Here is a 13,623-nt window from a genome sequence, read left to right on the forward strand (position 1 = left end):
ACGCCGGGATCCATGCTGAATGTATCGAAACCCCGAACGCGCATCATCGCCAGCTCGGCATGGGTTCCGGCTCTCGCCGGAACGACGGCGAAGGCCGCGTGCTATAGTGCGCGCCATGCAAAACAAGCACGCAAAACGCTACAACCGTCCCCAGGCACAACAGGTCCGCATCATCGGCGGCGCCTGGAAACGCACCCCGCTGCCCGTGCTGGACGCGCTGGGCCTGCGCCCGACCCCCGACCGTGTGCGCGAAACCGTGTTCAACTGGATCACCCACCAGATCGATGCCGGCTGGGACGGCATCGACTGCCTCGACCTGTTCGCCGGCAGTGGCGCGCTGGGCTTCGAAGCGGCCAGCCGCGGCGCCCGCTCGGTCACGATGATCGACACCCACCCCGCCGTGATCCGCCAGCTCGAACAAAACCAGGAAAAGCTCAAGGCCGGCAACATCAGCGTGCAGCGCGCCGACGCGCTTGCCAGCGCGCGCGACCTGGCCCTGCGCGGTCAGCGCTTCGGCCTGGTCTTCCTCGACCCGCCCTATCAGCAAGACCTCCTGAGCCAGAGCCTGCCGCTGTGCAAAGGCCTGCTCGCCAAAGACGGCCTGGTCTATGCGGAATCCGGCATGCCGCTGCCGTTCGACGAGGCCGAACGTCCCGACTGGCTGGCGGACTGGGAACCGGTCAGGCAGGACAAGGCCGGCATGGTCCACTACTACTTGCTCAAGCTGCACGAAAACGAAGCCTGACGCGACAAAACCGCCCATAAACCGTGCAATCCTTGCCCTGACTTAGGGCGGCAGACTGGATTTCAGGCATAATGCGCGTTCTGTAAGCACGTCATCTCGCAGGAGCCGCAATGGTTGTAGCCGTTTATCCAGGGACCTTCGATCCGCTGACCCGCGGTCACGAGGATTTGGTGCGCCGCGCATCGGGTCTGTTCGACACGCTGGTAGTCGGGGTCGCGGACAGCAAGAACAAGCGGCCCTTCTTCTCGCTCGAAGAGCGGCTGGAGATTGCCAACGAGGTGCTGGGCCACTACCCCAACGTGAAGGTCGAAAGTTTTTCCGGCCTGCTCAAGGATTTCGTGCGCCAGCACGACGCGCGCGTGATCGTGCGCGGCCTGCGCGCCGTGTCCGACTTCGAATACGAGTTCCAGATGGCGGGCATGAACCGCTACCTGCTGCCCGACGTCGAAACCATGTTCCTGACCCCGTCCGACCAGTACCAGTTCATCTCCGGCACCATCGTGCGCGAGATTGCCCAGCTCGGCGGCGACGTGTCCAAATTCGTTTTCCCCTCGGTGGAACGCTGGTTGCACAAGAAACTGGCAGCGCCGAAAGCATAGGTTCCAGGCAGTACCATGGCTTTATTGATCACCGACGATTGCATCAACTGCGACGTGTGCGAGCCCGAGTGCCCGAACGAAGCGATTTCGATGGGCGAGGACCACTACTTCATCGACCCGAACAAGTGCACCGAATGCGTCGGCCACTACGACGAGCCGCAGTGCCAGCAGGTGTGTCCGGTTTCGTGCATTCCGTTCAACCCGGAATGGCGCGAAACGCGCGAAGAGCTGCAGGCCAAGTACGAACGGCTGATGCGGGAAAAGAAGGCCGCGGCCTGATTCAAGCGGCCGGCTCCCATTTGCCGGTTTTCTCGTTCTTGCGGTATTTCTTCTTCACCGCCGCCCACGCGACCTTGAAGGCGGTCTCCTCGCGCCCTTGCGGCCCGCGCTCGGCATACTCGTCGAACGCGCTGTTGAACGCTTCCTGAAAAATCTCCTGCGCATGCCGCGGAAGCACGTCGCGCACGTTATCCGGCAGGTCGTTGATCGATTTGTACGGCATGCTGGGCTATCCTGGACGAGGATGGGAGGCCCTAGTATGCCGGATCGGCGCGCATCCTGGCGCACCCTCCGATAGAAACCGGGAGTAACACCAAAGAAAAACGCGGCGCCGGATCACCGGACACCGCGTTTTTGGCGGGGGAGGGGTATAAACTGGATCAGCCGCGGGCGGCCAGGGCGCGCTCGGCGTGAAGCGTGCGGCGCTGCGCCAATTCGGCGCGGGCCAGAATGCGCTGCTGCACCAGCAGGGCAGCCGCACGGCCAATGCCCTTGAGCAACGGACGGAAGACCAGCAGCGTGCCGACAACGATCGACACCACCAGCAAGCCGCGCAGGGCTTCGGCGATCGACAGGCCGTGGATCATGGTTTCAGTAAAAGACATTTCTCACACTTTATTCGCTAGTTGACAGTCGGCACTATAGTGCGTTGCAACATATAAATCTAATTCTGTTTCCTAATGGTGATCATTTCGTTTGTGAATGGAAATCGGGTACACTTCCGGTAACTCCTTAAATGCCCCTTCCAGACTAGTTCCGATGAGCTTCCTCACGCTTGACCTCAACCTGCTGCGCGTGTTCGACGCAGTGATGACCGAACAAAACCTCACGCGCGCGGCCGGGCATCTGGCCATGACCCAGCCGGCCGTGTCCAATGCGATCAAGCGCCTGCGCGAGAGCCTGGGCGACGAGCTGCTCATCCGTACCGCCTACGGCGTCAAGCCCACCCCGCGCGCCGAGGCGATGTGGCCGTCGGTGCGCGCCGCGCTGGCCTCGATGGAGGCGGCGGTGATGCCCGAGACCTTCGACGTGTCGAAGGCGCAGGCCACGTTCCGCATGGCGATGGCCGACGCCACCGCCGCGTACTGGCTGCCCTCGCTGATGCGTTCGATCGAACGCGAGGCGCCCGGCGTGAACATCCGCATGGTGCCGCTGACCACGCGCGAGCCGCGCCCGCTGCTGCTGCGTGGTGACATCGACCTGGCGGTCGGCTTCTTTCCGGGCGTGGCGGCGCAGCTGTCGTACGAAGTGGGCTCGCCGATCCGGCACGAGCGGCTGTACTCGGGCGAGTACGTGTGCGTGATGCGCAAGACCCACCCGCTGGCCAAGGCCAAGCTCGACATCGATGCCTATTGCAAGGCCAACCACCTGCTGGTGAGTTTTTCCGGCCGCGCGCACGGCCTGGTGGACGAAGCGCTGGCCCAGCTGGGGCGCGAGCGGCGGATTTTGCTGACGGTGAACCAGTTCTTCACCGCGGGACGGGTGGTGGCCAACTCGGACCTGGTGACGGTGCTGCCCAAGCACCTGATGGTCGCCACCGGCATGACCGATGCGCTGGTGTGGCGCGAACTGCCGTTCGCCATGCCGGCCGTGCACCTGGACATGCTGTGGCACGAACGCGACGGCCGCAGCCCGGCACACCGCTGGCTGCGCCAGAACCTGGAAAGCATGGCCGCGAACGCGCAGCCGAAGCCGGAAAAGAAAGTCGCCTGAACCCGATCCGTAGGGTGGGCAGCTCGGCTGCCCACGCGTTCAACCAGGACTAGCGCAGCTCGCGCGTTCGCTCCGGACTTGAGTTGAACGCGTGGGCAGGAGAACCTGCCCACCCTACGGGGAACGATCCGACCCGAGTCACCTGATCGGCAACTTGGTCGTGTTCTTAACCTCTTCCATCACCGCATACGTGTGCGTTTCGCGCACGCCCTTTTGCAGCAGCGTCTTGCCCAGGAATTCGCGATACGCCGCCATGTCCTTGACCCGCGCCTTAACCAGGTAGTCGAACCCGCCCGCCACCATGTGGCATTCGAGCACTTCGGGAATCAGCTGCACGCTCTGCTTGAAGGCATCGAACACCTCCGGCGTGGTGCGGTCCAACACCACCTCGATGAACACCAGCAGCGACACATCCAGCAGCTGCGGATTGAGCTGCGCCGTGTAGCCCATGATGTAGCCGGCCTCGTGCAGCTTGCGCACGCGCTCCAGGCAGGCCGCCGGCGACAGGTTCACCCGCGCGGCCAGCTCGACGTTGCTGATCCGCCCATCGTTTTGCAGTTCGGCGAGGATCTTCTTGCTAATCTTGTCCAGCATCCCGTTCTCTCTCGGCTTGTAAATATTATTTGGCCAAATTCTCTCACCAAAAACTATCTTTAGCCAGTCTTCTGTAAAAACAGAATTAATCCAGACAATTTCCCTCTACAATCCAAATCATCTATTAGCGCTTGACATCGCGCCTGGCAGCCACAAGCAGCCCGGCGCGTTTTTGCGCCGTGTTCCATCCGATCATTCTTTTTGAAGAGTCCACATGCAGATTGCCGCTTCCCCGGGAGCCCTGTTCGTCCCGTTCGATGCACTCCAGGCTGAAATCAAGCGCGAGCAAAGCGTGCTACGCGCCGCCATCACCGCCGCCTACCGCCGCGACGAGGCAGAGGCCGTCGAATGGCTGCTGGCGCAGGGCGCACGCCCGAGCAGCGATGCCTACATGCTGGCACACCGGCTGGTCTCCAGCGTGCGCGAAAAGCGCACCCGCGCCTCCGGTGTGGACGCGCTGATGCACGAATTCTCGCTGTCCTCGGAAGAAGGCGTGGCGCTGATGTGCCTGGCCGAGGCGCTGCTGCGCATTCCGGACACGGCCACCGCCGACCGCCTGATCGCCGACAAGATCAGCAAGGGCGACTGGAAGCGCCACCTGGGCGAGTCGCCGTCGCTGTTCGTGAACGCGGCCACCTGGGGCCTGCTCATCACCGGCAAGCTGGTGTCGACCAGCAGCGAAGGCGGCCTGGGCACCGCGCTCACGCGCCTGATCGCCAAGGGCGGCGAGCCACTGATCCGCAAGGGCGTGGACGTGGCGATGCGCATGCTGGGCAACCAGTTCGTGACCGGCCAGACCATCGACGAAGCGCTCAAGAACAGCCGCGAGAACGAAACCCGCGGCTACCGCTATTCGTACGACATGCTGGGCGAGGCGGCGCTGACCGAAGCGGACGCGAAGCACTACTACGCCGCCTATGAAATGGCGATCCATGCGATCGGCAAGGCGTCGAACGGGCGCGGCATCAAGAACGGGCCGGGCATCTCGGTCAAGCTGTCGGCCCTGCACCCGCGCTACAGCCGCGCGCAGCTCGATCGCGTGATGGGCGAACTGCTGCCGCGCCTGAAAAGCCTGCTGCTGCTTGCCAAGCAATACAACATCGGTCTGAACATCGACGCCGAGGAAGCGGACCGCCTCGAAATCTCGCTCGACATGATGGAAGCGCTGGCCTTCGACCCCGAACTGGCGGGCTTCGACGGCATCGGCTTCGTGGTGCAGGCCTACTCCAAGCGCTGCCCGTTCGTGATCGACTACCTGGTCGACCTGGCGCGCCGCAGCGGCCGCAAGTTCATGATCCGGCTGGTCAAGGGCGCCTACTGGGACGCCGAAATCAAGCGCGCGCAGGTCGACGGCCTGCCTGGCTTCCCGGTCTATACGCGCAAGGTGTACACGGACGTGTCGTACCTGACCTGCGCGCGCAAGCTGCTGGGCGCGACCGACGTGATCTACCCGCAGTTCGCCACCCACAACGCGCACACGCTGTCGGTCATCTACACCTGGGCGCGCGCCGAGAACATCGACAATTACGAGTTCCAGTGCCTGCACGGCATGGGCGAGACGCTGTACGACCAGGTGGTCGGCAGCGAAAACCTTGGGCGCGCATGCCGCATCTACGCGCCGGTGGGCTCGCACGAAACCCTGCTGGCCTACCTGGTGCGCCGCCTGCTGGAAAACGGGGCCAACACCTCGTTCGTCAACCAGATCGTGGACGAGAATGTGCCGATCGATACGCTGCTGGCCGATCCGTTCGAGACCGCGCGTGCCTACAAGGGCAAGCCGCATCCGGCGATCGCGCTGCCGCCGGCACTGTTCGGCAAGGAGCGCAAGAATTCGGCCGGTACCGACCTGTCGAACGAGGACAGCCTGCGGCTGCTCGCGGTCGAACTGAGCAAGCAGCGTTCGTACAATGCCGGCCCGCTGGTCGCGGGCAGCACCGAACCGGGCGCGCCGCTCAATGTGGTGAACCCGGCGCAGAACGCCGACGTGGTCGGCCAGGTGCGCGAAGCATCGCGTGCGGACGTCGAGACCGCGCTGGCCGCCGCCACGGCGTTTGCGCAGGAGTGGCAAGACACCCCGGCCGCAAAGCGCGCCGAGCTGCTCGAGCGCGTGGCCGACCTGTACGAGCGCGACTACGCCGAGCTGATGGCGCTGGCCGTGCGCGAGGCCGGCAAATCGCTGCCCAACGCGATCGCCGAAATCCGCGAGGCGGTGGACTTCCTGCGCTACTACGCCCAGCAGGTGCGCGCCACCGCGCCGGCGCAGGCGCTTGGCCCTGTCACCTGCATCAGCCCATGGAACTTCCCGCTGGCGATCTTCACCGGCCAGGTGGCGGCAGCACTGGCCGCGGGCAACGTGGTGCTGGCCAAGCCGGCCGAACAAACCCCGCTGATCGCGCACCGCGCCGTGGAGCTGTTCATCGAAGCGGGCATCCCGCCGGCCGCGCTGCAGCTGCTGCCGGGCCGCGGCGAAGTGGTGGGCGCGGCGCTCACGGGCGATACGCGCATCAAAGGCGTGATCTTCACCGGCTCGACCGAAGTGGCGCAACTGATCAACCGGACGCTGGCCGAACGCGGCATCAAGGAAGGCTGCGACATTGCGCTGATCGCCGAAACCGGCGGTCAGAACGCGCTGATCGTCGATTCGTCGGCGCTGCCCGAGCAGGTGGTGAACGACGTGCTCACCTCGGCCTTCGACAGCGCCGGTCAGCGCTGCTCGGCGCTGCGGGTGTTGTTCCTGCAGGAGGAAATCGCCGACAAGACGGTCCGCATGCTCAAGGGCGCAATGAGCGAACTGCGCGTGGGCTGCCCGGACCGGCTGTCGACCGACATCGGCCCGGTCATCGACGCCGAAGCGCAGCGCAACCTGCTGGGCCACATCGAGCGCATGAAGACCTCGGCCAGGGACCATTTCGCGCTCGGGCTGCCGGCAAACGTGAACGCGCAGGGCACCTTCGTGCCGCCCACGGTACTGGAAATCGATTCGCTCGCGCAGCTGACGCACGAGGTGTTCGGCCCGGTGCTGCACGTGGTGCGCTATCGCCGCGACGACCTGGGCAAGGTGGTCGACTCGATCAACGCAACCGGCTATGGCCTGACGCTGGGCGTCCATTCGCGCATCGACGAGACGATCGATTTCATCACCGCGCGCGCCCACATCGGCAACATCTACGTGAACCGCAACATCGTCGGCGCGGTGGTCGGCGTGCAGCCGTTCGGCGGCGAGGGCAAGTCCGGCACCGGACCCAAGGCGGGCGGGCCGCTGTACCTGAAGCGGCTGCAACGGCAGGCCGCACCGCTGCTGCAGCACGACCACCAGGCAGATCCTGGCCTGGCCGCGTTGTTGCAATGGATGCATTCCAACGGCCACACCGGGGCCGAGGCGCTCGGCGCGCAATACGCGAAAGTGGCGCTGACCGGCATCACGCTGGAACTGCCGGGGCCAACCGGCGAGCGTAACCGCCTGTCGTTTGCGCCGCGCGGCAACGTGCTCTGTGTTGCGGCAACGGTGCAGGGCATGCTCAACCAGCTCGCGGCCGCGCTGTCGACCGGTAACCGCGCCGTGGTGCCGCTCGCCGGCCGCGACCTGATTCCGGGGGAACTGCCGCAACAGGCGCGCGACCGGGTCCGTTTTGTGAAGGAAGAAGAAATCGCAGGTACCGAATTCCAGGCAGCATTGCTCGAAACCGGCGCCAACGCGAATGTGCGTGTGCAACTGGCGGCCCGTCCCGGCGCCATCGTCGCGATCGTTGATACCGATGGGCAATCAGCGATCCCGGTCTGGCGCCTGGTTGCCGAGCGGGCAGTGTGCGTGAACACGACTGCGGCTGGCGGTAACGCAAGCCTCATGACTTTGGGTCTGTAATGATGACGTAGCAGTTGTTTTTTTCCCTTTGGAGGTAGACATGTTAGTTGGCGTTCCAAAAGAAATAAAAAACCACGAATACCGAGTCGGCTTGACGCCGCCATCCGTTCACGAACTGGTGGCGCATGGCCACAAGGTCATGGTGCAGCACAACGCGGGCGCCGACATTGGCTTGTCCGACGACCAGTACCTGGCGGCCGGCGCCACGATCGTCGAGACCGCCAAGGAGATCTTCGCGCGGGCCGAGATGATCGTGAAGGTCAAGGAGCCGCAGCCGGTCGAATGCGCCATGCTGCGCGAAGGCCAGATTCTGTACACCTACCTGCACCTGGCGCCGGATCCTGAACAGACCGCGGCGCTGGTCAAGTCGGGCGCCATCTGCATCGCCTACGAAACCATCACCGGCCCCGGCGGCGGGTTGCCGCTGCTGGCGCCCATGAGCGAAGTGGCTGGCCGCATGGCGATCCAGGCGGGCGCCAGCCACCTTGAAAAGTCGAAGGGCGGCATGGGCCTGCTGCTGGGCGGCGTGCCGGGCGTGGCGGCGGGCCATATCGTCATCATCGGCGCCGGCGTGGTGGGCACCAATGCGCTGCAGATGGCAGTGGGCACCGGCGCACGCGTGACGGTACTGGACAAGAACATCGACCGCTTGCGTCAGCTCGACCTGGTCTATGGCAACCGCATCTCGACCCTGTTCTCCAACGCCCACGCGATCGAAGAAGCCGTACTGTCGGCCGACCTTGTCATCGGTGGCGTGCTGGTGCCCGGCGCGGCAGCGCCCAAGCTGGTCACCCGCAGCATGATCTCGCGCATGAAGAAGGGCGCTGTGGTGGTGGACGTGGCGATCGATCAGGGTGGCTGCTTCGAAACCTCGCATCCGACCACCCATGCCGAACCGACCTTCGTGGTCGACGGCGTCGTGCACTATTGCGTGGCCAACATGCCGGGCGCCGTGGCCCGGACGTCGACCTTTGCCTTGAATAACGCCACCATCGGCCACGCCGTCGCCCTGGCGGACAAAGGCTGGCGCAAGGCACTGGCCGACGACGCGCACCTGCGCAATGGCCTGAACGTCTGCCAGGGGAAGGTAACCTATGCCGCTGTGGCGAAGGACCTGGGCTACGACTACGTGTCGGCCGAGTCGATGCTAGGCTGAACAATCTGGTAACAAAAACGCCTGACGATGTGAAAGGCGTATTGCGCGGCCACTGACTTCACGAAACGCATGAAGTCGGTGGCCGCGTTTTCATTGGCGTTGTCCGAAATGGCTCGGATGACGGCGCAAGGCACGCCAAGTTCATGGCATACCTGGGCAACTGCCGCCCCCTCCATTTCCACCGCCACCAGACCGGGCAAATCGTCGTTCAGCTGTGCCAGGCGTGCTTTGTCGTTCATGAACTGGTCACCGCTCGCCACCAGGCCGTGGTGGACGCGCGGCTGTGTCAGGCTGAAGACATTGCGCTCGGCCTCGCTGATGGCGTCCTCCAGCCCATGATTCAGGAACCATTGTGCTGCAGACACCAGCTGTTGGCCGAGGTGATGGTCGCCCAGGAAGTGGGTTTGCCCCGTGAGCGGCACTTCAAAACGCGGAAACAGCGGACTCGCATCCATGTCGTGTTGGACCAGCGATTCCGCCACCACGATATCGCCAACACGGATGCTCTTGTCGCCAGCACCAGCCACGCCGGTAAAGACGATGTGGGTAACTCCGAATTTTTCCACAAGGGTTGTCGCTGTCATGGCGGCAGCAACCTTGCCTATACGCGATAAAACGCACACAGCGTCGATTTTCCAGAGTCGTCCGACAAAGTACTCGCGCTGCCCATGGACGAGCCTGGAGGGGCCTTCCATGGCTTCCACGAGACCCTGCTGTTCGTCAGCCAAGGCGCTGATGATGCCTAATCGCATATTTTTGATGTTTTCTTAGTGGTGGCGTTAGCAGGAAAACACGTACAGGACATGCCGGCATGCACGGTCGACCCCTGAACGAGTTTTCCATATATAAGTTAGAAGATGAGTATACGAAGTTGATAGTGATAGTAAACGGGTAGACTTCTGTGGATAAGTTTAATTTTCTCCACAGCGTCAATTATTTACGTGCGCCTGAACTCGCTGGACAACGCTTGCGTCTGGTGCGAACGTAAACTGGACAAAAAAGTTCGTTGCCGGCGAACCCTTGTTTTTGCACATCTGATCCTGTGGATATTCAATGGGTTTTCCACAAACACCTGGCCTCAAACGCACTTACACCCCATTTTCAGCACTCGTCTGTGGAAAACACTCTGGATATCCACAACACGAGATGTGAAGAAACCAGCTTCTGTTGAGCAAGCAAATTTTTGTTCAGTTTACGTTCCTGTCTGCTCCAGCGTTTGTCCAGCGGCTTTTCTGTGCCGTAAACCACTGATCCTGTGGAAAAAAACCATCTTATCCACAATTCGGGTCGCGTTTACTATCACTACTATCTTCGTATACTCACTCGTTAACTCATATATGGAAAACTTCAGGCCAGGTGTATGCTTGCCAGAATACAAACCCTGGAAGCGCACGACCTGAAAGGACGAGCAGCGTGGAATCGGCTGGTGAATACGACTACATCATCATTGGTGCCGGCACTGCTGGCTGTGTACTTGCAAACCGGCTCACGCGGAACAAGGACTTCCAGGTTCTCCTGATCGAAGCCGGTGGCCGTGATGACTACGTCTGGATCCACATTCCCGTCGGTTACCTGTATTGCATCGGCAATCCACGCACCGACTGGCTGCTCAAGACCGAACCCGACCCTGGCCTGGCTGGTCGCGCCCTGATTTACCCTCGAGGCAAAGTTCTCGGTGGCTGCTCATCCATCAATGGGATGATCTACATGCGTGGCCAGCGCAGCGATTACGATCGTTGGGCCGACATCACCGGCGATGCATCCTGGCGTTGGGATAACGTCCTGCCAATCTTCATGAAAAGCGAGGACCACCACGGCGGTGTGAATGCGATCCACGGAGCGGGTGGCGAATGGCGCGTCGAGAGGCAACGCCTTTCGTGGGAAATCCTGGACGCATTTCGCGATGCAGCCGAACATGTCGGCATCATGAAGGTGGACGATTTCAACGGTGGCGATAACGCCGGCTCCGCCTATTTTGAGGTCAACCAGCGCCGTGGCATTCGCCTTAACACGGCCAAGGCTTTCCTGCGCCCTGCCTCCAGGCGAACGAACCTGACGATCATGACCGGGTGCCACGTTGAAAAACTGCTGGTCGAAGAGGGCGCCAATGGCAAGGTCTGCCGTGGCGTCCAGTTCAGCGGCGGTGGCCGCATGTTCACGGCAACGGCAAGGCGGGAAACACTACTGAGCGCGGGAGCGGTCAATTCACCCCAGATCCTGCAGTTGTCGGGAATTGGCCCGGCCGCCATGCTGCACCAGCATGGCATCGAGCCACTCGTCGATGCGCCAGGTGTTGGTGAAAACCTGCAGGACCACCTGCAGCTGCGCATGGTGTTCAAGGTGAAGGGTGTCAAAACGCTCAATACGACGGCAGCGAACTGGTTCGGCAAGATGCGCATCGGCCTGCAATATGCGTTGTTCCAGAGCGGACCCATGTCGATGGCCCCGTCGCAGCTCGGCGCGTTCGCCCGTTCGGACGACAGCCAGGCGACGGCCAACCTCGAATACCACGTACAACCGCTGTCGCTGGAAAAATTCGGCGATCCCTTGCATTCGTTCCCGGCATTTACCGCAAGCGTCTGCAACCTGCGCCCCACATCGCGCGGACATGTCCGTATTGCGTCCAACAACAGCTTTGCGCCGCCAAAAATCACACCGAACTACCTGAGCACGGCACAGGACAGGAAAGTGGCCGCGCAATCGCTCCAGCTGACACGCCGGATTGCCGCCGCTCCCGCACTGGCCAGATACCAGCCCGAAGAATTCAAGCCCGGCATCCATTACCGGACCGAAGAGGAACTGGCCGAGGCAGCTGGCCTGATCGGCACCACGATCTTTCATCCGGTTGGCACCTGCAAGATGGGGAGGGCGGAAGACCCGATGGCGGTTGTCGACAGCGACCTGCGCGTAAAAGGTGTGGACAGGCTGCGCGTGGTCGACGCCTCGGTCATGCCTTTTATCACTTCCGGCAATACCAATTCGCCGACCATGATGATCGCGGAGAAGATCGCGGCGCAGATAATGGCCTGACAGCCCTGCGAAAATTCGCACAAACGGTCTGCGCCAAAGCCCCCGCCACGCTAACCGTGCTGTATTGTGAGCACCTGCCGATATGTGTATTATTTATTAAATATTGCAAAAAATAGTATAAAAAGTACGCAGAGGAGACGCGATGGCCGACGTCATTCTAGAGACGCGGAACCTGACGAAATCGTTCAAGGGTTTCACCGCCGTCAATGACGTGAACCTGCAGGTGCAGCGCGGGCACATCCACGCCCTGATCGGCCCGAACGGCGCCGGCAAGACCACGTGCTTCAACCTGCTCACCAAATTCCTGGTCCCCAGCGCCGGGCACATCCTGTTCAATGGCCACGACATCACCCGGGCCAAACCGGCGCAAATTGCCCGCATGGGCATCATCCGGTCATTCCAGATTTCGGCGGTATTTCCGCACCTGACGGTGCTGCAGAATGTGCGCGTGGGCCTGCAGCGCGAACTGGGCACGAGTTTCCATTTCTGGCGCAGCGAGCGCCTGCTCGACGAGCTCAACGACAGGGCGCTGGCGCTGCTGGCCGAAGTGGACCTGGCCGGTTTTGCCGACACCCTGACCGCCGACCTGCCGTACGGCCGCAAGCGCGCGCTGGAAATCGCGACCACGCTGGCCATGGAGCCGGAACTGATGCTGCTGGACGAGCCGACCCAGGGCATGGGTCACGAAGACGTGCACCGGGTGACGGAACTGATCAAGAAGGTTTCGGCAGGGCGTACCATCCTCATGGTCGAGCACAACATGGGCGTGGTGGCGGGCATTTGCGACCGCATTTCGGTGCTGCAGCGGGGGGCGCTGCTGGCCGAGGGCACCTATGCCGAAGTATCGAAGAACCAGCAGGTGATGGAGGCCTACATGGGCACCGCCGGCGGCGAACTGCAAGGAGCGCACTGATGGCGGCCGCGCTCGAAATTTCGGATCTGCAAGCCTGGTATGGCGAATCGCATATCCTGCACGGCATCAATGTGTCGGTGAACGAGGGCGAGGTGGTCACCCTGCTCGGCCGTAACGGCGCCGGGCGCACCACCACGCTGCGCGCGATCATGGGCCTCACGGGCCGGCGCACCGGCTCGATCAGGATCCACGGCGTCGAGTCAATCGCCCTGCCGACTCACAAAATTGCCCATCTGGGCGTGGGTTATTGCCCGGAGGAGCGCGGCATCTTCTCGTCGCTGTCGACCGAAGAAAACCTGATGCTGCCGCCCATGCTGGCCGACCGCAGCGCCGCCATGCCGCTGGACGAGATCTACGCCATGTTCCCCAACCTGCTCGAGCGTCGCCACAGCCAGGGCACGCGGCTGTCGGGCGGCGAGCAGCAGATGCTGGCGGTGGCGCGCATCCTGCGCACCGGCGCGCGCCTGCTGCTGCTGGACGAGATTTCGGAAGGCCTGGCGCCGGTGATCGTGCAGGCGCTGGCGCGCATGATCACGACGCTCAAGGCCAAGGGCTACACGATCGTGATGGTGGAGCAGAACTTTCGCTTTGCCGCGCCGCTGGCGGACCGTTTTTATGTGATTGAACACGGGCAGGTGGTCGAGACGATCGCGGCGCCCGAACTGAACTCGAAAATGCCGGTGCTCAACGAGCTGCTCGGCGTGTAACAAGAAGCTGGCCCAACAACTCACT

At 62.6% G+C, this 13,623-nt stretch carries 13 protein-coding genes; 9 read left to right on the top strand and 4 right to left on the bottom strand.

The features are described 5' to 3' along the window. The first annotated feature begins 115 nt into the window (after window positions 1–115). The 3 genes from rsmD (at window position 116) to NX773_RS16730 (ending at window position 1,623) form a co-directional block, all read left to right on the top strand. Window positions 116–745, top strand: a complete 630-nt coding sequence (rsmD, locus tag NX773_RS16720; RefSeq protein ID WP_258857449.1) for a 16S rRNA (guanine(966)-N(2))-methyltransferase RsmD — start codon at window positions 116–118, stop codon at window positions 743–745. A 110-nt stretch (window positions 746–855) separates the two neighbouring features. Next, complete coding sequence (gene coaD, locus NX773_RS16725; protein ID WP_258857450.1) at window positions 856–1,344, top strand: pantetheine-phosphate adenylyltransferase; 489 nt, start codon at window positions 856–858, stop codon at window positions 1,342–1,344. 15 nt (window positions 1,345–1,359) lie between these two features. Then, window positions 1,360–1,623: a YfhL family 4Fe-4S dicluster ferredoxin gene (locus NX773_RS16730; RefSeq protein ID WP_258857451.1), complete on the top strand. Its 264-nt coding sequence runs from the start codon at window positions 1,360–1,362 to the stop codon at window positions 1,621–1,623. 1 nt (window position 1,624) lies between these two features. Here the strand turns inward: NX773_RS16730 and NX773_RS16735 are convergent, their stop codons facing one another. Then, window positions 1,625–1,846: a ChaB family protein gene (locus tag NX773_RS16735; protein WP_258857452.1), complete on the bottom strand. Its 222-nt coding sequence runs from the start codon at window positions 1,844–1,846 to the stop codon at window positions 1,625–1,627. A gap of 157 nt (window positions 1,847–2,003) precedes the next feature. Continuing rightward, a complete protein-coding gene (locus tag NX773_RS16740) occupies window positions 2,004–2,228 on the bottom strand; it encodes a hypothetical protein (protein ID WP_258822807.1) in 225 nt (74 codons plus the stop codon). 154 nt (window positions 2,229–2,382) lie between these two features. Between NX773_RS16740 and NX773_RS16745 the strand changes: the two genes are divergently transcribed. Beyond that, complete coding sequence (locus tag NX773_RS16745; RefSeq protein WP_258857453.1) at window positions 2,383–3,336, top strand: LysR family transcriptional regulator; 954 nt, start codon at window positions 2,383–2,385, stop codon at window positions 3,334–3,336. A gap of 138 nt (window positions 3,337–3,474) precedes the next feature. Here the strand turns inward: NX773_RS16745 and NX773_RS16750 are convergent, their stop codons facing one another. Continuing rightward, window positions 3,475–3,930, bottom strand: coding sequence for an Lrp/AsnC ligand binding domain-containing protein (locus NX773_RS16750; RefSeq protein WP_258857454.1), 456 nt, complete (start codon window positions 3,928–3,930; stop codon window positions 3,475–3,477). A 214-nt stretch (window positions 3,931–4,144) separates the two neighbouring features. Between NX773_RS16750 and putA the strand changes: the two genes are divergently transcribed. Next, on the top strand, window positions 4,145–7,792 hold the full coding sequence (gene putA / locus NX773_RS16755) for a trifunctional transcriptional regulator/proline dehydrogenase/L-glutamate gamma-semialdehyde dehydrogenase (protein WP_258857455.1): 3,648 nt from the start codon (window positions 4,145–4,147) through the stop codon (window positions 7,790–7,792). A 40-nt stretch (window positions 7,793–7,832) separates the two neighbouring features. Further along, window positions 7,833–8,948, top strand: a complete 1,116-nt coding sequence (gene ald, locus NX773_RS16760) for an alanine dehydrogenase (RefSeq protein WP_258857456.1) — start codon at window positions 7,833–7,835, stop codon at window positions 8,946–8,948. Here ald and NX773_RS16765 read toward each other — a convergent pair. Continuing rightward, complete coding sequence (locus tag NX773_RS16765) at window positions 8,918–9,700, bottom strand: 5'-methylthioadenosine/adenosylhomocysteine nucleosidase (protein WP_258857457.1); 783 nt, start codon at window positions 9,698–9,700, stop codon at window positions 8,918–8,920. The genes ald and NX773_RS16765 overlap by 31 nt on opposite strands. Before the next feature lie 661 nt (window positions 9,701–10,361). On the opposite strand from NX773_RS16765, the gene NX773_RS16770 reads away from it, so the two are divergent. From NX773_RS16770 to NX773_RS16780, 3 genes are all read left to right on the top strand, one after another. Next, window positions 10,362–11,978, top strand: coding sequence for a GMC family oxidoreductase (locus tag NX773_RS16770; protein ID WP_258857458.1), 1,617 nt, complete (start codon window positions 10,362–10,364; stop codon window positions 11,976–11,978). Window positions 11,979–12,120: 142 nt separating this feature from the next. Further along, a complete protein-coding gene (locus tag NX773_RS16775; protein WP_258857459.1) occupies window positions 12,121–12,891 on the top strand; it encodes an ABC transporter ATP-binding protein in 771 nt (256 codons plus the stop codon). Then, on the top strand, window positions 12,891–13,598 hold the full coding sequence (locus NX773_RS16780; protein WP_258857460.1) for an ABC transporter ATP-binding protein: 708 nt from the start codon (window positions 12,891–12,893) through the stop codon (window positions 13,596–13,598). The genes NX773_RS16775 and NX773_RS16780 overlap by 1 nt, the downstream gene beginning before the upstream one ends. Window positions 13,599–13,623: the final 25 nt, after the last annotated feature.

Source organism: Massilia solisilvae (assembly GCF_024753215.1).
Lineage (GTDB): Bacteria > Pseudomonadota > Gammaproteobacteria > Burkholderiales > Burkholderiaceae_D > Telluria > Telluria solisilvae.

What these genes read in the sequence shown, in the direction of transcription:
- NX773_RS16775 (WP_258857459.1), top strand. Translation starts at nt 12,121, where the DNA reads ATGGCCGACGTCATTCTAGAGACGCGGAACCTGACGAAATCGTTCAAG.
- NX773_RS16765 (WP_258857457.1), bottom strand. Translation starts at nt 9,700, where the DNA reads ATGCGATTAGGCATCATCAGCGCCTTGGCTGACGAACAGCAGGGTCTC.
- coaD (WP_258857450.1), top strand. Translation starts at nt 856, where the DNA reads ATGGTTGTAGCCGTTTATCCAGGGACCTTCGATCCGCTGACCCGCGGT.
- NX773_RS16730 (WP_258857451.1), top strand. Translation starts at nt 1,360, where the DNA reads ATGGCTTTATTGATCACCGACGATTGCATCAACTGCGACGTGTGCGAG.
- NX773_RS16780 (WP_258857460.1), top strand. Translation starts at nt 12,891, where the DNA reads ATGGCGGCCGCGCTCGAAATTTCGGATCTGCAAGCCTGGTATGGCGAA.
- NX773_RS16740 (WP_258822807.1), bottom strand. Translation starts at nt 2,228, where the DNA reads ATGTCTTTTACTGAAACCATGATCCACGGCCTGTCGATCGCCGAAGCC.
- rsmD (WP_258857449.1), top strand. Translation starts at nt 116, where the DNA reads ATGCAAAACAAGCACGCAAAACGCTACAACCGTCCCCAGGCACAACAG.
- putA (WP_258857455.1), top strand. Translation starts at nt 4,145, where the DNA reads ATGCAGATTGCCGCTTCCCCGGGAGCCCTGTTCGTCCCGTTCGATGCA.
- NX773_RS16750 (WP_258857454.1), bottom strand. Translation starts at nt 3,930, where the DNA reads ATGCTGGACAAGATTAGCAAGAAGATCCTCGCCGAACTGCAAAACGAT.
- NX773_RS16745 (WP_258857453.1), top strand. Translation starts at nt 2,383, where the DNA reads ATGAGCTTCCTCACGCTTGACCTCAACCTGCTGCGCGTGTTCGACGCA.
- NX773_RS16735 (WP_258857452.1), bottom strand. Translation starts at nt 1,846, where the DNA reads ATGCCGTACAAATCGATCAACGACCTGCCGGATAACGTGCGCGACGTG.
- ald (WP_258857456.1), top strand. Translation starts at nt 7,833, where the DNA reads ATGTTAGTTGGCGTTCCAAAAGAAATAAAAAACCACGAATACCGAGTC.